The following is a 17,285-nucleotide window of genomic DNA, read 5'->3' as shown; positions in this document are numbered from 1 at the left end:
CAATGATTCGCTTTGAACACGTCAGCAAGGCCTATCTCGGTGGGAGACAAGCGCTGCAGGGGGTAACATTCCACCTGCAGCCGGGCGAGATGGCATTCCTGACCGGCCATTCCGGCGCGGGGAAAAGTACCCTGCTCAAGCTTATCTGTGGGATCGAGCGGCCAAGCGCCGGGAAAATCTTTTTCGGCGGCCATGAGATCAGCCGCCTGAAAAACCGTGAAGTGCCGTTCCTGCGTCGTCAGATCGGCATGATTTTCCAGGATCACCACCTGCTGATGGATCGCACCGTTTTCGATAACGTGGCCATTCCGCTGATTATTGCCGGCGCCAGCTATGACGATATCCGCCGTCGCGTCTCTGCGGCGCTGGATAAGGTCGGGCTGCTGGACAAAGCGAAGAACTTCCCGATCCAGCTCTCCGGCGGTGAACAGCAGCGCGTGGGCATCGCCCGCGCGGTGGTGAACAAGCCTGCCGTACTGCTGGCGGATGAACCAACCGGTAATCTGGACGATGCCCTGTCCGAAGGGATTTTGCGTCTGTTTGAGGAATTTAACCGCGTAGGAGTCACCGTATTGATGGCGACGCACGACATCGGGCTCATTTCACGTCGTTCGTACCGCATGCTGACCCTGAGCGACGGGCATTTGCACGGAGGCCACGGTGAATAAGCGTGATGCAATAAACCAGATTCGGCAGTTCGGAAACCGGTTTGACCGTTTCCGTAAGCCGCAGGGCGGTGGTGACGGCAATCGTAATGCGCCGAAGCGCCAGAAGGCCGCGCCAAAACCGGCCTCCCGTAAAACCAACGTGTTTAACGAGCAGGTGCGCTACGCGTTCCACGGCGCGCTGCAGGACCTGAAAAGCAAACCGCTGGCGACGTTCCTGACGGTGATGGTGATTGCCATCTCCCTGACGCTGCCAAGCGTCTGCTATATGGTCTATAAAAACGTCAACCAGGCGGCCTCACAGTATTATCCGTCCCCGCAGATCACGGTCTATATGGATAAAGCGCTCGACGATAACGCCGCCGCGCAGGTGGTCGGGCAAATCCAGGCCGAGCAGGGCGTGGAGAAGGTCAACTATCTCTCCCGTGAAGACGCGCTGGGCGAGTTCCGTAACTGGTCTGGCTTTGGCGGCGCGCTGGATATGCTCGAAGAGAACCCGCTGCCCGCCGTGGCGGTGGTGATCCCGAAGCTGGATTTCCAGGGGACCGATTCGCTTAACACCCTGCGCGATCGCATCACGCGCATTAAGGGCATTGATGAAGTGCGCATGGACGACAGCTGGTTTGCGCGCCTTGCTGCCCTGACCGGGCTGGTCGGACGCGTCGCGGCGATGATTGGCGTGCTGATGGTGGCGGCGGTCTTCCTCGTCATCGGTAACAGCGTGCGCCTGAGCATCTTTGCCCGTCGCGATACCATTAACGTGCAGAAACTGATTGGTGCGACGGATGGTTTCATCCTCCGACCGTTCCTTTACGGTGGCGCATTGCTCGGTTTTTCCGGTGCATTTCTTTCACTGATATTGTCAGAAATTTTGGTGATGCGCCTTTCTTCCGCCGTCACTGAAGTGGCGCAGGTTTTCGGAACGAAGTTTGATATCAGTGGCTTAGGCTTCGATGAGTGCCTGTTGCTGCTGCTGGTTTGTTCGATGATTGGGTGGGTGGCAGCCTGGCTGGCAACCGTTCAACATTTACGTCACTTTACTCCCGACTAATAAAAGCGTGATATAATCTTTCCCTGCACCGAGATGCTCGCTCTGCAGGGAAAGCGTCCCTGTTGTCGCTTCCCCTGTTTTCATCTCCATGTCACAATTTGTGCGTAATTTATTCACCGTTGCACCTGGAACTTGTGGATAAAATCACTGTCTGATAAAAGAGTGAATGCTAATCTCGTTGCTCAAACGCTTTGGCATGGTTGTTGCCTGACGGGGACGACCAGGACCAGAAGAAACATTGAGAGGAATGAATGACCAAAGAAATGCAAACTTTAGCTTTAGCCCCTGTTGGTAACCTGGAATCTTATATCCGGGCTGCGAACACCTGGCCGATGTTAACGGCCGAGGAAGAAAAGGAGCTTGCTGAAAAGCTGCATTACCAGGGCGATCTGGAAGCAGCGAAAAAGCTGATCCTGTCTCACCTGCGCTTTGTTGTTCACATTGCTCGTAACTATGCGGGCTATGGCCTGCCGCAGGCGGACTTGATTCAGGAAGGTAACATCGGCCTGATGAAGGCTGTGCGTCGCTTTAACCCGGAAGTGGGTGTGCGACTCGTCTCCTTCGCTGTGCACTGGATCAAAGCAGAAATTCATGAATACGTGCTGCGCAACTGGCGTATCGTGAAAGTCGCCACGACAAAAGCGCAACGCAAACTGTTCTTCAACCTGCGTAAAGCCAAGCAGCGTCTGGGCTGGTTCAACCAGGATGAAGTGGAAATGGTGGCGCGCGAGCTGGGCGTATCCAGCAAAGACGTGCGTGAGATGGAATCCCGTATGGCCGCGCAGGACATGACCTTTGATATGTCCTCCGACGACGACGCATCTGACAGCCAGCCGATGGCGCCGGTTCTGTATCTGCAGGATAAAACCTCTAACTTTGCTGACGGCATCGAAGAGGATAACTGGGAAGATCAGGCCGCGAACAAGCTGACCCATGCGATGGAAGGCCTCGACGAGCGTAGCCAGGATATTATCCGCGCCCGCTGGCTGGACGAAGACAACAAGTCCACGCTGCAGGAGCTGGCCGACCGCTACGGCGTTTCTGCGGAACGTGTCCGTCAGCTTGAAAAGAACGCCATGAAAAAACTTCGCGCCGCTATCGAAGCGTAATTTCCGCGAAGTACACCGAGAACCCCTGGATGAAAGTCTGGGGGTTTTGTTTTTTTAGCGCCCGCTCTGGCGAATTCCCTCCCCCTGGCAAACACTTACTGATGCGCTAAGCAGGCGACTTTCTCAGGGGGACAGGGTGAAAAATAACGAACTGAACGACCGGCGTTTACAGGCGACGCCGCGCGGCATCGGCGTGATGTGTAACTTCTATGCTGATAAAGCTGAAAACGCCACGGTGTGGGACGTGGAAGGTAACGAGTACATCGACTTCGCCGCCGGGATCGCGGTGCTGAATACCGGCCATCGCCATCCAAAAGTCATTTCCGCCATTGAAAAACAGCTCCATGCGTTTACCCATACGGCGTACCAGATTGTGCCGTACGAAGGCTATGTGGCGCTTGCCGAGCGCATCAACCAGCGCGTGCCCGTTGACGGTCCGGCCAAAACCGCGTTCTTCTCCACGGGGGCAGAGGCGGTCGAAAACGCGGTCAAAATTGCCCGGGCGTACACCAAACGTCCCGGCCTTATCACCTTCGGCGGCGCGTTCCACGGCCGCACCTTTATGACCATGGCGCTGACCGGCAAAGTTGCGCCGTACAAGCTCGGCTTTGGCCCGTTCCCCGGTTCGGTTTATCACGCGCAGTATCCGAATGAACTGCACGGCGTCAGCACGGCGGAAGCGTTGAAAAGCCTGGAACGCATCTTTAAGGCGGATATCGCACCCGATCAGGTCGCGGCCATTATTCTCGAACCGGTTCAGGGAGAGGGCGGTTTCAACATTGCGCCAGCTGATTTTATGCAGGCGCTGCGCGCCCTGTGCGACACCCACGGTATTTTGCTGATTGCCGACGAGGTGCAAAGCGGCTTTGCCCGTACCGGCAAGCTGTTCTCGATGGAACACCATTGCGTGAAGCCCGATCTGATCACCATGGCGAAAAGCCTGGCGGGCGGGATGCCGCTCTCAGCGGTTTCTGGCCGTGCGGAGGTCATGGACGCCCCTGCACCGGGCGGGCTGGGCGGTACCTACGCCGGGAACCCGCTGGCGATTGCGGCGGCGCATGCCGTGCTCGACGTGATTGATGAAGAGGATCTCTGCACGCGCTCGGCGCATCTTGGCCATCACCTGGTGGAAGTGCTGAACAAAGCGAAGGAACACTGCCCGTATATCGCTGACATTCGCGCGCAGGGATCGATGGTGGCGGTGGAGTTTAACGACCCGCAAACGGGCCAGCCTTCGCCGGAATTTACTCGACAGGTGCAGGAGCGCGCGTTGCAGGAAGGGCTTCTTCTTCTGAGCTGCGGCGTCTACGGCAACGTCATTCGTTTCCTGTATCCGCTGACTATCCCTGAAGCGCAGTTCCGTAAAGCGCTGGACATTATCTCCGCGTCGCTGACACGTTAAAGCCATATGCCCGGCGAAAATCCCTGCCGGGCTTATCATATATTCATTTCAAATTAGCTATTCCAAAATCATAAAAATCGGGTATGTTTTAGCAGAGTATGCTGAAAAAGCGCGGACAGCACACCTATAACTGATATAAAGCGCTGCACAACAACATCACAACAATCGTAATAACCATAATAATGGGGAATCTCAGGATGAACATGAAGGGTAAAGCGTTACTGGCAGGATGTATCGCGTTGGCATTCAGCACCATGGCACAGGCAGACATCAAGGTGGCTGTGGTTGGCGCAATGTCCGGTCCGGTAGCACAGTACGGCGACCAGGAATTTACCGGCGCTGAACAGGCGGTTGCAGACATTAATGCTAAGGGCGGTATCAAGGGCGAAAAACTGCAGATCGTAAAATATGATGATGCCTGTGACCCGAAACAAGCGGTCGCGGTCGCGAACAAAGTGGTGAACGACGGGATCAAATACGTTATCGGTCACCTGTGCTCTTCCTCGACTCAGCCTGCGTCTGACATCTACGAAGACGAAGGTATTCTGATGATCACCCCGGCAGCGACCGCACCGGAGCTGACCGCGCGCGGCTACAAGCTGACCCTGCGCACCACCGGTCTGGACTCTGACCAGGGCCCAACCGCGGCGAAATACATCGTTGAAAAAGTGAAGCCGAAGCGCATTGCCATCGTTCATGACAAGCAGCAATACGGTGAAGGTCTGGCGCGTTCAGTGCAGGATAACCTCAAGAAAGCGAATGCCGACGTGGTGTTCTTCGACGGGATCACTGCCGGTGAGAAAGACTTCTCCACCCTGGTGGCGCGTCTGAAGAAAGAGAATATTGATTTCGTTTACTACGGTGGCTACCACCCGGAAATGGGCCAGATCCTGCGCCAGGCGCGCGCTGCGGGCCTGAAAACCCAGTTTATGGGCCCGGAAGGCGTGGCGAACGTTTCCCTGTCTAACATTGCGGGTGAATCAGCCGAAGGCCTGCTGGTAACCAAACCGAAGAACTACGACCAGGTCCCTGCGAACAAACCTATCGTAGATGCCATCAAGGCGAAGAAACAGGATCCAAGCGGCGCGTTCGTCTGGACCACCTACGCGGCGCTGCAGTCTCTGCAGGCGGGCCTGAACCAGTCAGCCGATCCGGCTGAGATTGCCACCTGGCTGAAAGCGAATACCGTCGAGACCGTCATGGGACCACTCTCCTGGGACGCGAAGGGCGACCTGAAGGGCTTCGAGTTCGGCGTGTTTGACTGGCATGCTAACGGTACGGCGACAGACGCAAAATAAACGCAAATGGCAACCGTAAGGTTGCCATTTTAGTGTTTGCACCCTCTCCCCGTGGGAGAGGGTCGGGGTGAGGGCATCAGGCCGCACCGCACGCACCAAGCCGCACAAATCAGCCCTGGCGCTTCTCCCACCCGCTCTCCTGCGCCGTAAACCCTAACGCCTGCATAAACGCCGCCATCACGCCGCGGTCTTCCACGCCCACATCAGCCATCCACCATGAGGTCACGCTCGGGTTTTCGCGGATCACTTCTTCAATTAAATACTGTCCCACACCGCGACGACGGGTGACGTCACGCACGCGCAGCGAGTCCAGCGCCCCTTCCGTACCGCTTAGGGTTACGCGAACCGCTGCCAGCAGGCGTTCGTTAAAACGCGCGGCATAAATGCGGTGGGTCTCATCAACGTGCAGCGACGAAGGGGAATATTCCGGCCAGATCTTGCCCAGGTCGATATGATCCTGGTCGCTAAAGGTCACCAGACGCACGATAGTCAGTTTCATTAGCCACTTGTCCAAATCAGATTGAGTAGGGGCAGTGTACTCAATTTATTCACTCAGCGGCTTCCTCTTTTTATTCTCATTAACCAGGTGATTAGTTTTTTGGCAACGCGTTGGGCAGTTTGAAAACACATGGATCGAAAAATAAGCAGAATTTTAACCTGAAAGGTAGTGATTTATTCGGCGCTTTGTACCGTTATTTTATGCTGCAAACTGCACTTTTATTTGTTTATCTCTGCCTGATTTCAGAATATTATCTTTGCTTAATCGCCTGAAAAATAGAGATTTTAGTCTGGTTTTTGACAAAAAACTGCGCTAAACCATTAAAGGCACTGGTAAAAATAGCGTTGTTCATTAAAAGTACAGAATGCTTTTTAACCATAATAAAACAAAATATAAACACGACATCACGAATGGGGATTCAGAGATGAAAAGGAACGCGAAGACGTTAATCGCGGGGATGGTCGCACTGTCGATCTCGCATGCCGCTATGGCAGACGACATTAAAGTTGCGGTAGTGGGCGCGATGTCCGGCCCTGTTGCCCAGTGGGGTGACATGGAGTTCAACGGCGCGCGCCAGGCCATCAAAGACATCAACGCCAAGGGCGGTATCAAAGGCGACAAGCTGGTGGGCGTGGAATATGACGACGCCTGCGATCCTAAACAGGCCGTCGCGGTCGCCAACAAAATCGTCAACGACGGTATTCAGTATGTGATCGGCCACCTGTGCTCATCCTCCACGCAGCCTGCGTCTGATATCTACGAAGACGAAGGCATTCTGATGATCACCCCAGGCGCAACGAACCCGGAACTGACCCAGCGCGGCTATCAGCACATCATGCGTACCGCCGGTCTGGACTCCTCGCAGGGCCCCACCGCCGCCAAATACATCCTCGAGAGCGTTAAGCCACAGCGCATTGCCATTATTCATGACAAACAGCAGTACGGCGAAGGCCTGGCGCGCTCCGTGCAGGACGGCCTGAAAAAAGGCGGCGCGAACATCGTCTTCTTCGACGGCATTACCGCCGGTGAGAAAGACTTCTCCGCGCTGATTGCTCGCCTGCAAAAAGAGAATATCGACTTCGTTTACTACGGCGGCTACTACCCGGAGATGGGCCAGATGCTGCGTCAGGCGCGCGCCACCGGTCTGAAAACCCAGTTTATGGGGCCAGAGGGTGTGGGCAACGCCTCTCTGTCGAACATCGCGGGGGATTCTGCCGAAGGCATGCTGGTGACGATGCCAAAACGCTATGACCAGGATCCGGCCAACAAGGCTATCGTGGATGCGCTCAAGGCGCAGAAGAAAGATCCGAGTGGTCCGTACGTCTGGATCACCTACGCGGCCGTACAGTCTCTGGCCACCGCGCTGGATCGCTCCGGCAGCAAAGAACCGCTGGATCTGGTGAAAGATTTAAAAGCACACGGGGCGAACACCGTGATTGGGCCGCTGAACTGGGATGAGAAAGGCGATCTGAAGGGATTTGAGTTTGGTGTCTTTAAGTGGCACGCCGACGGTTCATCCTCGGTCGCCAAATAATTATCCCACCGCCCGGCATGACGGGCGGGTATAAAAAGGTTTGCATATGTCCGAGCAGTTTCTCTATTTCCTGCAGCAGATGTTTAACGGCGTTACGCTGGGAAGCACCTACGCGCTGATCGCCATCGGCTATACGATGGTTTACGGCATTATCGGCATGATCAACTTCGCCCACGGCGAGGTGTACATGATCGGTAGCTACGTCTCCTTTATGATTATCGCCGCCCTGATGATGATGGGCATCGACAGCAGCTGGCTGCTGGTCGCCGCCGGGTTTGTCGGCGCGATCGTGATTGCCAGCGCCTACGGCTGGAGCATTGAGCGCGTGGCCTACCGGCCGGTGCGCAGCTCCAAGCGCCTGATTGCGCTTATTTCCGCGATCGGGATGTCGATCTTCCTGCAAAACTACGTCAGCCTGACCGAAGGTTCGCGCGACGTGGCGCTGCCAAGCCTGTTTAACGGCCAGTGGATTGTGGGGGCCAGCGAAAACTTCGCGGCCTCTATCACCACCATGCAGCTGGTTATCTGGGTCGTGACCTTTATTGCGATGCTCGCCCTGACGCTGTTCATCCGCTACTCGCGTATGGGACGCGCCTGCCGCGCCTGCGCGGAAGACCTGAAGATGGCGAGCCTGCTCGGCATCAACACCGACCGCGTGATTGCCCTGACCTTCGTGATTGGCGCCGCGATGGCGGCGGTGGCGGGTGTCCTGCTCGGCCAGTTCTACGGCGTGATCAACCCGTACATCGGCTTTATGGCCGGGATGAAAGCCTTCACCGCGGCGGTTCTGGGCGGTATCGGCAGTATTCCGGGCGCGATGATCGGCGGCCTGATCCTGGGCGTGGCCGAAGCGCTCTCCTCGGCGTACCTGAGCACGGAGTATAAAGACGTGGTGTCGTTTGCCCTGCTGATTCTGGTTCTGCTGGTGATGCCTACCGGTATTCTGGGCCGTCCGGAGGTAGAGAAAGTATGAAACCGATGCATTTTGCAATGGCGCTGCTCTCTGCCGCCATGTTCTTCGTGCTGGCCAGCGTCTTTATGGGCGTCCAGCTTGAGCTGAATGGCACCAAACTGGTTGTCGATACCGCAGCTGACATCCGCTGGCAGTGGGTATTTATCGGCACGGCCGTAGTGTTCCTGTTCCAGCTGCTGCGTCCGCTGTTCCAGAAGACGCTGAAAAACGTCTCCGGGCCGAAATTCGTCCTGCCGGCAATCGACGGTTCTACGGTTAAGCAGAAGCTGTTCCTCGTGGCGCTGCTGGTGGCCGCCGTGGCGTGGCCGTTCGTGGTGTCGCGTGGCACCGTGGATATCGCCACGCTGACCATGATCTACGTGATTCTCGGCCTCGGTCTGAACGTGGTCGTGGGGCTCTCGGGCCTGCTGGTGCTGGGCTACGGCGGCTTCTACGCCATCGGCGCCTATACCTTCGCGCTGCTGAACCACTATTACGGTCTCGGCTTCTGGACCTGCCTGCCGCTGGCAGGGCTGGTCTCTGCCGCTGCAGGCTTCCTGCTTGGCTTCCCGGTACTGCGCCTGCGCGGCGACTACCTGGCGATTGTGACCTTAGGATTCGGCGAAATCGTCCGTATCCTGCTGCTCAACAACACCGAAGTGACCGGCGGCCCGAACGGCATCAGCCAGATCCCGAAACCGACCTTCTTCGGCCTGGAATTTAGCCGTACCGCCCGCGAAGGCGGCTGGGATACCTTCAGCAACTTCTTCGGCGTGAAGTATGACCCGTCCGACCGCGTGATCTGGCTCTATCTGGTGGCGCTGCTGCTGGTGGTGATTACCCTGTTCGTGATCAACCGTCTGCTGCGCATGCCGCTGGGCCGCGCGTGGGAAGCGCTGCGCGAGGATGAGATCGCCTGCCGCTCTCTGGGCCTGAACCCGACCCGCATCAAGCTGACCGCGTTCACCATCAGCGCCGCGTTTGCCGGTTTCGCCGGAACGCTGTTTGCCGCGCGTCAGGGCTTCGTTAGCCCGGAATCGTTCACCTTCGCCGAATCCGCCTTTGTGCTGGCGATTGTGGTGCTCGGCGGGATGGGTTCGCAGTTCGCCGTTATCCTCGCGGCCATCCTGCTGGTGGTCTCGCGCGAGCTGATGCGCGACTTTAACGAATACAGCATGCTGATGCTGGGTGGTTTGATGGTGCTGATGATGATCTGGCGTCCGCAGGGTCTGCTGCCGATGACCCGTCCACAGCTGAAGCTGAAGAACGGGCAAGCGAAAGGAGAGCAGGCATGAGTCAGCCATTATTATCCGTTAACGGCCTGATGATGCGTTTTGGCGGCCTGCTGGCGGTCAACAACGTGAATCTGGATTTGCACAAGAAAGAGATTGTCTCCCTGATTGGTCCGAACGGCGCAGGGAAAACCACGGTCTTTAACTGTCTGACCGGCTTCTACAAGCCAACGGGCGGCACCATCATGCTGCGCGACCAGCATCTGGAAGGGCTGCCGGGCCAGCAGATTGCCCGCATGGGCGTGGTGCGTACCTTCCAGCACGTGCGTCTGTTCCGCGAGATGACGGTGATTGAGAACCTGCTGGTGGCCCAGCATCAGCAGCTGAAAACCGGGCTGTTCTCCGGCCTGCTGAAAACCCCGGCCTTCCGCCGCGCGCAGGATGAAGCGCTTGACCGCGCCGCCACCTGGCTCGACCGAATTGGCCTGCTGCAGCACGCCAACCGTCAGGCGAGCAATCTGGCCTACGGTGACCAGCGTCGTCTGGAGATTGTGCGCTGCATGGTGACGCAGCCGGAAATCCTGATGCTCGACGAACCGGCGGCAGGGCTCAACCCGAAAGAGACCAAAGAGCTGGACGAGCTGATTGCCGAGCTGCGCGACAGTCACGACACTACCATCCTGCTGATTGAGCACGACATGAAGCTGGTGATGGGCATTTCGGACCGTATCTACGTGGTAAACCAGGGCACGCCGCTGGCAAACGGCACGCCGGAAGAGATCCGCAACAACCCGGACGTGATCCGCGCATACCTTGGTGAGGCATAAGATGGAAAAAGCGATGTTAACGTTCGACAAGGTCAACGCGCACTACGGCAAGATCCAGGCGCTGCACGACGTCAGCCTGCATATCAATCAGGGTGAAATCGTGACCCTGATTGGCGCCAACGGCGCGGGCAAAACCACGCTGCTCGGCACCCTGTGCGGCGACCCGCGCGCCACCAGCGGGCGGATTGTGTTCGATGGTAAAGACATTACCGACTGGCAGACCGCCAGAATCATGCGCGAGGCGGTGGCGATTGTTCCGGAAGGGCGCCGCGTCTTCTCCCGCATGACGGTGGAAGAGAACCTGGCGATGGGCGGGTTCTTCGCTCACCGCGATGAATACCAGACCCGCATCAAGTGGGTATATGAACTCTTCCCGCGCCTGTGGGAGCGCCGCATCCAGCGTGCGGGCACCATGTCCGGCGGTGAGCAGCAGATGCTGGCGATTGGCCGCGCGCTGATGAGCCAGCCGCGCCTGCTGCTGCTGGACGAACCGTCGCTCGGTCTGGCGCCGATCATCATCCAGCAGATTTTCGACACCATCGAGCAGCTGCGCAAAGAGGGGATGACCATCTTCCTCGTCGAGCAGAACGCCAACCAGGCGCTGAAGCTCGCCGATCGTGGCTACGTGCTGGAGAACGGCCGCGTGGTGCTGGAGGATACCGGCGACGCGCTGCTGGCGAACGAGGCGGTGCGGAGCGCGTATCTGGGCGGATAGGTAAAAGCAAAAAGGCAACGCAAGTTGCCTTTTTTAATGTTTTCTCCCTCTCCCCGTGGGAGAGGGGCGGGGTGAGGGCACCAGACCGCACGAGGTAAAAGCAAAAAGGCAACGCAAGTTGCCTTTTTTAGTGTTTTCTCCCTCTCCCCGTGGGAGAGGGTCGGGGTGAGGGCACCAGACCGCACGAGGTAAAAGCAAAAAGGCAACGCAAGTTGCCTTTTTTAATGTTTTTTCCCTCTCCCTGTGGGTGAGGGGCGGGGTGAGAACACCAGACCGCACGAGGTAAAAGCAAAAAGGCAACGCAAGTTGCCTTTTTTAATGTTTTCTCCCTCTCCCCGTGGGAGAGGGGCGGGGTGAGGGCACCAGACCACACCCAAACCACCCCCCAGCCCCTTTCACACAACCATCATCCCCCTGACGCCTGGCTGTCACTTATCTGTAAACAAACAGTTATTTTTCTGTCATTCGAGCATGTCATGTTACCTCGCGAGCATAAAACGCGTGATATCGCGCATCCGGCACAATAAGAGAGATGACAATGACATCGTTACGACACACAGCTTTGGGTCTGGCACTGGGTCTGGCTTTTGCGACGAACGCAATGGCTGTCACCACCATTCCGTTCTGGCATTCCATGGAAGGGGAGTTGGGTAAAGAAGTTGACTCCCTGGCGCAGCGTTTCAACGACACCCATCCGGATTACAAAATTGTGCTGGTGTACAAAGGCAACTACGAGCAGAGCCTGAGCGCGGGCATCGCCGCCTTCCGTACCGGTAACGCACCTGCGCTGTTGCAGGTTTATGAAGTGGGTACCGCCACCATGATGGCCTCCAAAGCCATCAAGCCGGTCTATGAAGTGTTCAAAGAAGCGGGCATCAACTTCGATGAGTCGCAGTTCGTGCCGACCGTAGCGGGTTACTACACCGATTCCAAAACCGGCCACCTGCTGTCTCAGCCGTTTAACAGCTCCACGCCGGTGCTGTACTACAACAAAGACGCCTTCAAAAAAGCCGGTTTAGACCCGGAGCAGCCGCCAAAAACCTGGCAGGACCTGGCGGAGTACACCGCGAAGCTGAAAGCGGCGGGGATGAAGTGCGGCTACGCCAGCGGCTGGCAGGGCTGGATCCAGATTGAAAACTTCAGCGCCTGGCACGGTCTGCCGGTTGCGACCAAAAACAACGGCTTCGACGGCACCGATGCGGTCCTGGAGTTCAACAAGCCTGAGCAGGTGAAGCATATCGCGCTGCTTGCCGATCTGAACAAGAAGGGCGACTTCAGCTACTTCGGACGTAAAGACGAATCCACCGAGAAGTTCTACAACGGCGACTGCGCCATTACCACCGCCTCTTCCGGTTCGCTGGCGGATATCCGCCACTACGCCAAATTCAACTACGGCGTGGGCATGATGCCGTACGACGCTGACGTGAAGGGCGCGCCGCAGAACGCCATCATCGGCGGGGCGAGCCTGTGGGTGATGCAGGGTAAAGACAAGGGCACCTACAAAGGGGTGGCCGAATTCCTCGACTTCCTGGCCAAGCCTGAAAACGCCGCCGAGTGGCACCAGAAGACCGGCTACCTGCCGATCACCAAAGCCGCGTACGACCTGACCCGCGAGCAGGGCTTCTACAGCAAGAACCCGGGCGCGGACATCGCGACGCGTCAGATGCTGAACAAGCCGCCGTTGCCGTTCACCAAGGGCCTGCGTCTGGGCAACATGCCGCAGATCCGCACCATCGTGGATGAAGAGCTGGAAAGCGTGTGGACCGGTAAGAAAACGCCACAGCAGGCGCTGGACTCTGCGGTAGAGCGCGGGAATCAGCTGCTGCGCCGCTTTGAGCAGTCGACCAAATCGTAAAAAAATGCCCGGTGACGCGCAGCGTTCCGGGCTTACGGATTAATGCGGCCTGATGCCCTCACCCCAACCCTCTCCCACAGGGAGAGGGAGAAAACCGAAATCGCCAGGAACCAAATCTCAATGTCATCATCCCGTCCGGTGTTCCGTTCCCGCTGGCTGCCCTATCTTCTGGTCGCGCCGCAGCTGGTCATCACCGTTATCTTCTTTATCTGGCCTGCGGGCGAAGCGCTGTGGTACTCGGTACAAAGCGTCGACCCGTTCGGGCTTTCCAGCCAGTTTGTTGGCCTGGACAACTTTACCGCACTGTTCCACGACAGCTACTACCTGGACTCCTTCTGGACGACGATGAAGTTCAGCGCGCTGGTGACCGTCAGCGGTCTGGTTGCCTCGCTGTTTTTCGCCGCGCTGGTGGACTACGTGGTGCGCGGCAGCCGGATTTATCAAACCCTGATGCTGCTGCCTTACGCCGTGGCTCCCGCCGTCGCCGCCGTACTGTGGATCTTCCTGTTTAACCCCGGTCGCGGATTGATTACCCACTTCCTGGCTGAGTTCGGCTACGACTGGAACCACGCCCAGAACAGCGGTCAGGCCATGTTCCTGGTGGTGTTCGCCTCGGTGTGGAAGCAGATCAGCTACAACTTCCTGTTCTTCTTTGCCGCGCTGCAGTCCATTCCGCGCTCGCTGGTGGAAGCCGCGGCAATTGACGGCGCAGGGCCCATTCGTCGCTTCTTCAGGCTGTCGCTGCCGCTGATCGCCCCGGTGAGTTTCTTCCTGCTGGTGGTTAACCTCGTGTACGCCTTCTTCGACACCTTCCCGGTGATCGACGCGGCGACCGCAGGCGGCCCGGTGCAGGCGACCACCACGCTGATTTACAAAATCTACCGCGAAGGCTTTGCGGGGCTGGATCTCTCCGCCTCCGCCGCGCAGTCGGTCGTGCTGATGTTCCTCGTTATCATCCTCACGGTGGTGCAGTTCCGCTATGTCGAAAGTAAGGTGCGCTACCAATGATTGAGAACCGTCGCGGGCTGACGATTTTCAGCCATACCATGCTGATTTTAGGGATTATCGTCATCCTCTTCCCGCTGTACGTGGCGTTTGTCGCCGCCACGCTGGACACCAAAGCGGTGTTCGACACGCCGATGACGCTGATCCCCGGCGGGCATCTGTTCGAGAACATGAAGACCATCTGGACCCAGGGCGTGGGCGCCAACAGCGCGCCGTTCTGGCTGATGATGCTCAACAGCTTCATCATGGCGTTTGGCATTACGGTCGGCAAAATTACGGTGTCGATGCTTTCGGCCTTCGCCATCGTCTGGTTCCGCTTTCCGCTGCGTAACCTCTTCTTCTGGATGATTTTTATCACCCTGATGCTGCCGGTGGAGGTGCGTATCTTCCCGACGGTAGAAGTGATCGCCAACCTGAAGCTGCTCGACAGCTACGCGGGCTTAACCCTGCCGCTGATGGCCTCGGCGACCGCCACCTTCCTGTTCCGCCAGTTCTTTATGACCCTGCCGGACGAGCTGATTGAAGCGGCGCGTATCGACGGCGCGTCGCCGATGCGCTTCTTCCGCGACATCGTGCTGCCGCTGTCGAAAACCAACCTTGCAGCGCTGTTTGTGATCACCTTTATCTACGGCTGGAACCAGTACCTGTGGCCGCTGCTGATTATTCAGGACGTTAACCTCGGCACCGCCGTGGCGGGCATCAAAGGCATGATCGCCACCGGCGAAGGCACCACCCTCTGGAACCAGGTGATGGCGGCGATGCTGCTCACCCTTATCCCACCCGTAGTCATTGTTTTAGCCATGCAGCGCGCGTTTGTCCGCGGCCTGGTCGATAGCGAGAAATAAGATGGCAGGTTTAAAACTTCAGGCAGTAACCAAAAGCTGGGATGGCAAAACCCAGGTGATTCAGCCGCTGACGCTCGACGTGGCGGACGGGGAATTCATCGTGATGGTCGGCCCGTCCGGCTGCGGCAAATCCACCCTGCTGCGCATGGTGGCGGGGCTGGAGCGTGTGACCTCCGGGGATATCTGGATTGACCGCCAGCGCGTCACCGAGATGGAGCCGAAAGACAGAGGCATCGCGATGGTGTTCCAGAACTACGCCCTCTATCCGCACATGAGCGTGGAAGAGAACATGGCCTGGGGGCTGAAAATCCGCGGCATGGGCAAAGGCCATATCGACGAGCGGGTGAAAGAGGCGGCGCGCATTCTCGAGCTGGACGGCCTGCTGAAGCGCCGCCCGCGCGAGCTCTCCGGCGGCCAGCGTCAGCGCGTGGCGATGGGGCGCGCCATCGTGCGCGATCCGGCGGTATTCCTGTTCGACGAGCCGCTGTCTAACCTCGACGCCAAGCTGCGCGTGCAGATGCGCCTTGAGCTGCAGCAGCTGCACCGTCGCCTGAAAACTACCTCCCTGTACGTGACCCACGATCAGGTCGAAGCCATGACCCTCGCCCAGCGCGTGATGGTGATGAACAAAGGCATCGCCGAACAGATTGGCACTCCGGTGGAGGTGTATGAGAAACCGGCCACCCGCTTTGTGGCGAGCTTTATCGGCAGCCCGGCAATGAACCTGCTGGAAGGGCGTATCAGCAGCGCGGGCACGCATTTTGAGCTGGAAAGCGGGATGGCGTTGCCGATCAACTGGTACTATCGTGGCTACGCCGGGCGTAAGATGACGCTCGGTATCCGCCCCGAGCATATCGTTTTAACCTCTCAGGCGGACGGCGGCGTGCCGCTGGTGATGGACACGCTGGAGATGTTGGGTGCAGATAACCTGGCGCACGGGCGCTGGGGCGAACAAAAAATGGTGGTGCGCCTGGCGCATCAGGAGCGTCCGAAAGCAGGCAGCACGCTGTGGCTGCACCTGCCGGAAAACCATCTGCACCTGTTTGACGGTGAAACAGGACAACGAGTATGAGCAACTGGCCTTATCCCCACGTCGTCGCCCACCGGGGCGGCGGTAAGCTGGCGCCGGAGAACACCCTGGCGGCGATTGACGTTGGCGCGCGCTACGGTCACACGATGATCGAGTTCGACGCCAAGCTGTCGAAAGACGGCGAAATTTTCCTGCTGCATGACGATAACCTCGAACGCACCAGCAACGGCTGGGGCGTGGCGGGCGAGCTGCCGTGGCGCGATCTGCTGAAGGTGGACGCCGGAAGCTGGTACAGCGGCGAATTCAAAGGTGAACCGCTGCCGCTGCTGGCGGACGTGGCGGACCGCTGTCGCCAGCACGGCATGATGGCCAATATCGAAATCAAACCGACCACCGGCACCGGGCCGCTGACGGGCAAGGTCATTGCCCTGGCCGCGCGCGAGCTGTGGGAAGGGATGACCGCTCCGCTGCTGTCATCATTTGAAATCGATGCGCTGGAGGCCGCACAGGCGGCCGTACCGGAACTGCCGCGCGGGCTGCTGCTTGACGAGTGGCGCGAGGACTGGCGCGAGCTGACGACACGCTTAGCGTGCGTTTCTATCCATCTCAACCACAGGCTGCTGGATGAGGCGCGGGTGAAGATGCTGAAGGACGCGGGCCTGCATATTCTGGTCTACACGGTTAACAAACCCCAGCGCGCAGCCGAACTGCTGCGCTGGGGCGTGGACAGCATCTGTACCGATGCAATCGACCTGATCGGCCCGGACTTTAGTTCTGCGGATTAAGCATACTGCCATTCGACTGCGGCGGCAGCATGTGCTGCTGTCCGCTGCCTGACGACGTCATTCCTCCTAACATCCCGCCGTTTTTATTCGGCAGCGGCTGCTCGCGCACCTGCCCCTGCTGCACGCGCTGGGTGTTGGCGTTCATCTGATTTTGCAGGCTTTGCTGCTGCATCTGGGTCTGCGTTTTAAGCTGCTGATTAAGCATTCCTTTCTGCTGCTGTTGCTGGCTCATCATCTCCGTCTGCATACGCTGCTGGCTCGGGATAACGTAACCCTGCTGGTTCGGGTTGTTCATGGTGTTGAGTGGCTGTGCGAGCGCGGCAAACGGGATCAGCGCCGTAAGGATCCATAAGCGTTTCATTGTCATTTCCTCCTTTTGAGGTCTCTCTTAAGTTTACCCCGATTTCACCATGACGATGATTTTTTAGGAGTTGTGAACCAGGCTTAAGCGGGGAATATGGATCCCTTCACCTGGAGAACA

The 17,285-nt window shown here is 58.0% G+C and carries 17 protein-coding genes; 15 read left to right on the top strand and 2 right to left on the bottom strand.

Features of this window, described 5'->3' with window-relative positions:
- The first annotated feature begins 2 nt into the window (after positions 1–2).
- The 5 genes from ftsE (at position 3) to livJ (ending at position 5,525) form a co-directional block, all read left to right on the top strand.
- Positions 3–668 (top strand): cell division ATP-binding protein FtsE, encoded by a 666-nt coding sequence (gene ftsE, locus ACWKXN_RS18615; RefSeq protein ID WP_025758973.1) that lies wholly within the window; start codon positions 3–5, stop codon positions 666–668.
- Positions 661–1,716, top strand: a complete 1,056-nt coding sequence (ftsX, locus tag ACWKXN_RS18610; protein ID WP_032662628.1) for a permease-like cell division protein FtsX — start codon at positions 661–663, stop codon at positions 1,714–1,716. The genes ftsE and ftsX overlap by 8 nt, the downstream gene beginning before the upstream one ends.
- 251 nt (positions 1,717–1,967) lie before the next feature.
- Complete coding sequence (gene rpoH, locus ACWKXN_RS18605; protein ID WP_033144392.1) at positions 1,968–2,825, top strand: RNA polymerase sigma factor RpoH; 858 nt, start codon at positions 1,968–1,970, stop codon at positions 2,823–2,825.
- A gap of 136 nt (positions 2,826–2,961) precedes the next feature.
- On the top strand, positions 2,962–4,227 hold the full coding sequence (locus ACWKXN_RS18600; RefSeq protein WP_029741816.1) for a 4-aminobutyrate--2-oxoglutarate transaminase: 1,266 nt from the start codon (positions 2,962–2,964) through the stop codon (positions 4,225–4,227).
- A 197-nt stretch (positions 4,228–4,424) separates the two neighbouring features.
- A complete protein-coding gene (livJ, locus tag ACWKXN_RS18595; RefSeq protein WP_072163886.1) occupies positions 4,425–5,525 on the top strand; it encodes a branched chain amino acid ABC transporter substrate-binding protein LivJ in 1,101 nt (366 codons plus the stop codon).
- A 109-nt stretch (positions 5,526–5,634) separates the two neighbouring features.
- Here the strand turns inward: livJ and panM are convergent, their stop codons facing one another.
- Positions 5,635–6,024 carry an aspartate 1-decarboxylase autocleavage activator PanM gene (gene panM / locus ACWKXN_RS18590; protein ID WP_221703263.1) on the bottom strand — a complete coding sequence of 130 codons (390 nt, stop codon included), beginning with the start codon at positions 6,022–6,024 and terminating at the stop codon, positions 5,635–5,637.
- 424 nt (positions 6,025–6,448) lie between these two features.
- Here panM and livK point away from each other — a divergent pair, with 424 nt between their 5' ends.
- The 10 genes from livK (at position 6,449) to ugpQ (ending at position 16,804) form a co-directional block, all read left to right on the top strand.
- On the top strand, positions 6,449–7,558 hold the full coding sequence (livK, locus tag ACWKXN_RS18585; protein WP_047059438.1) for a high-affinity branched-chain amino acid ABC transporter substrate-binding protein LivK: 1,110 nt from the start codon (positions 6,449–6,451) through the stop codon (positions 7,556–7,558).
- 46 nt (positions 7,559–7,604) lie between these two features.
- Positions 7,605–8,531 carry a high-affinity branched-chain amino acid ABC transporter permease LivH gene (gene livH, locus ACWKXN_RS18580; protein ID WP_008500099.1) on the top strand — a complete coding sequence of 309 codons (927 nt, stop codon included), beginning with the start codon at positions 7,605–7,607 and terminating at the stop codon, positions 8,529–8,531.
- Positions 8,528–9,805, top strand: a complete 1,278-nt coding sequence (livM, locus tag ACWKXN_RS18575; protein WP_023310023.1) for a branched chain amino acid ABC transporter permease LivM — start codon at positions 8,528–8,530, stop codon at positions 9,803–9,805. The genes livH and livM overlap by 4 nt, the downstream gene beginning before the upstream one ends.
- Positions 9,802–10,569 carry a high-affinity branched-chain amino acid ABC transporter ATP-binding protein LivG gene (gene livG / locus ACWKXN_RS18570; protein ID WP_023310024.1) on the top strand — a complete coding sequence of 256 codons (768 nt, stop codon included), beginning with the start codon at positions 9,802–9,804 and terminating at the stop codon, positions 10,567–10,569. The genes livM and livG overlap by 4 nt, the downstream gene beginning before the upstream one ends.
- Before the next feature lies 1 nt (position 10,570).
- Entirely contained in the window at positions 10,571–11,284 is a 714-nt protein-coding gene (livF, locus tag ACWKXN_RS18565) for a high-affinity branched-chain amino acid ABC transporter ATP-binding protein LivF (RefSeq protein WP_008500102.1), read from the top strand.
- Positions 11,285–11,822: 538 nt separating this feature from the next.
- A complete protein-coding gene (gene ugpB / locus ACWKXN_RS18560; protein ID WP_454544128.1) occupies positions 11,823–13,139 on the top strand; it encodes a sn-glycerol-3-phosphate ABC transporter substrate-binding protein UgpB in 1,317 nt (438 codons plus the stop codon).
- Between the two features lie 120 nt (positions 13,140–13,259).
- Positions 13,260–14,147 (top strand): sn-glycerol-3-phosphate ABC transporter permease UgpA, encoded by an 888-nt coding sequence (gene ugpA / locus ACWKXN_RS18555; protein WP_033144396.1) that lies wholly within the window; start codon positions 13,260–13,262, stop codon positions 14,145–14,147.
- Positions 14,144–14,989: a sn-glycerol-3-phosphate ABC transporter permease UgpE gene (gene ugpE / locus ACWKXN_RS18550; protein WP_033144397.1), complete on the top strand. Its 846-nt coding sequence runs from the start codon at positions 14,144–14,146 to the stop codon at positions 14,987–14,989. The genes ugpA and ugpE overlap by 4 nt, the downstream gene beginning before the upstream one ends.
- A gap of 1 nt (position 14,990) precedes the next feature.
- On the top strand, positions 14,991–16,061 hold the full coding sequence (locus ACWKXN_RS18545) for a sn-glycerol-3-phosphate import ATP-binding protein UgpC (protein WP_029742187.1): 1,071 nt from the start codon (positions 14,991–14,993) through the stop codon (positions 16,059–16,061).
- Positions 16,058–16,804 (top strand): glycerophosphodiester phosphodiesterase, encoded by a 747-nt coding sequence (gene ugpQ, locus ACWKXN_RS18540; RefSeq protein ID WP_069303524.1) that lies wholly within the window; start codon positions 16,058–16,060, stop codon positions 16,802–16,804. Before ACWKXN_RS18545 ends, ugpQ begins: the two co-directional genes overlap by 4 nt.
- On the opposite strand, the gene ACWKXN_RS18535 is transcribed toward ugpQ, so the two are convergent.
- Positions 16,788–17,165: a DUF2756 family protein gene (locus tag ACWKXN_RS18535; protein WP_033144399.1), complete on the bottom strand. Its 378-nt coding sequence runs from the start codon at positions 17,163–17,165 to the stop codon at positions 16,788–16,790. The two genes, ugpQ and ACWKXN_RS18535, sit on opposite strands and share 17 nt — an antisense overlap.
- Positions 17,166–17,285 lie beyond the last annotated feature (120 nt).

This window comes from Enterobacter sp. UPMP2060 (assembly GCF_053709655.1).
The sequence above is the reverse complement of the archived record's forward strand: the minus strand, read 5'-3'. Positions and strand labels throughout refer to the sequence as shown.

What these genes read in the sequence shown, in the direction of transcription:
- ftsE (WP_025758973.1), top strand. Translation starts at nt 3, where the DNA reads ATGATTCGCTTTGAACACGTCAGCAAGGCCTATCTCGGTGGGAGACAA.
- rpoH (WP_033144392.1), top strand. Translation starts at nt 1,968, where the DNA reads ATGACCAAAGAAATGCAAACTTTAGCTTTAGCCCCTGTTGGTAACCTG.
- livJ (WP_072163886.1), top strand. Translation starts at nt 4,425, where the DNA reads ATGAACATGAAGGGTAAAGCGTTACTGGCAGGATGTATCGCGTTGGCA.
- panM (WP_221703263.1), bottom strand. Translation starts at nt 6,024, where the DNA reads ATGAAACTGACTATCGTGCGTCTGGTGACCTTTAGCGACCAGGATCAT.
- livK (WP_047059438.1), top strand. Translation starts at nt 6,449, where the DNA reads ATGAAAAGGAACGCGAAGACGTTAATCGCGGGGATGGTCGCACTGTCG.
- livH (WP_008500099.1), top strand. Translation starts at nt 7,605, where the DNA reads ATGTCCGAGCAGTTTCTCTATTTCCTGCAGCAGATGTTTAACGGCGTT.
- livM (WP_023310023.1), top strand. Translation starts at nt 8,528, where the DNA reads ATGAAACCGATGCATTTTGCAATGGCGCTGCTCTCTGCCGCCATGTTC.
- livG (WP_023310024.1), top strand. Translation starts at nt 9,802, where the DNA reads ATGAGTCAGCCATTATTATCCGTTAACGGCCTGATGATGCGTTTTGGC.
- livF (WP_008500102.1), top strand. Translation starts at nt 10,571, where the DNA reads ATGGAAAAAGCGATGTTAACGTTCGACAAGGTCAACGCGCACTACGGC.
- ugpB (WP_454544128.1), top strand. Translation starts at nt 11,823, where the DNA reads ATGACATCGTTACGACACACAGCTTTGGGTCTGGCACTGGGTCTGGCT.
- ugpA (WP_033144396.1), top strand. Translation starts at nt 13,260, where the DNA reads ATGTCATCATCCCGTCCGGTGTTCCGTTCCCGCTGGCTGCCCTATCTT.
- ugpE (WP_033144397.1), top strand. Translation starts at nt 14,144, where the DNA reads ATGATTGAGAACCGTCGCGGGCTGACGATTTTCAGCCATACCATGCTG.
- ACWKXN_RS18545 (WP_029742187.1), top strand. Translation starts at nt 14,991, where the DNA reads ATGGCAGGTTTAAAACTTCAGGCAGTAACCAAAAGCTGGGATGGCAAA.
- ugpQ (WP_069303524.1), top strand. Translation starts at nt 16,058, where the DNA reads ATGAGCAACTGGCCTTATCCCCACGTCGTCGCCCACCGGGGCGGCGGT.
- ACWKXN_RS18535 (WP_033144399.1), bottom strand. Translation starts at nt 17,165, where the DNA reads ATGAAACGCTTATGGATCCTTACGGCGCTGATCCCGTTTGCCGCGCTC.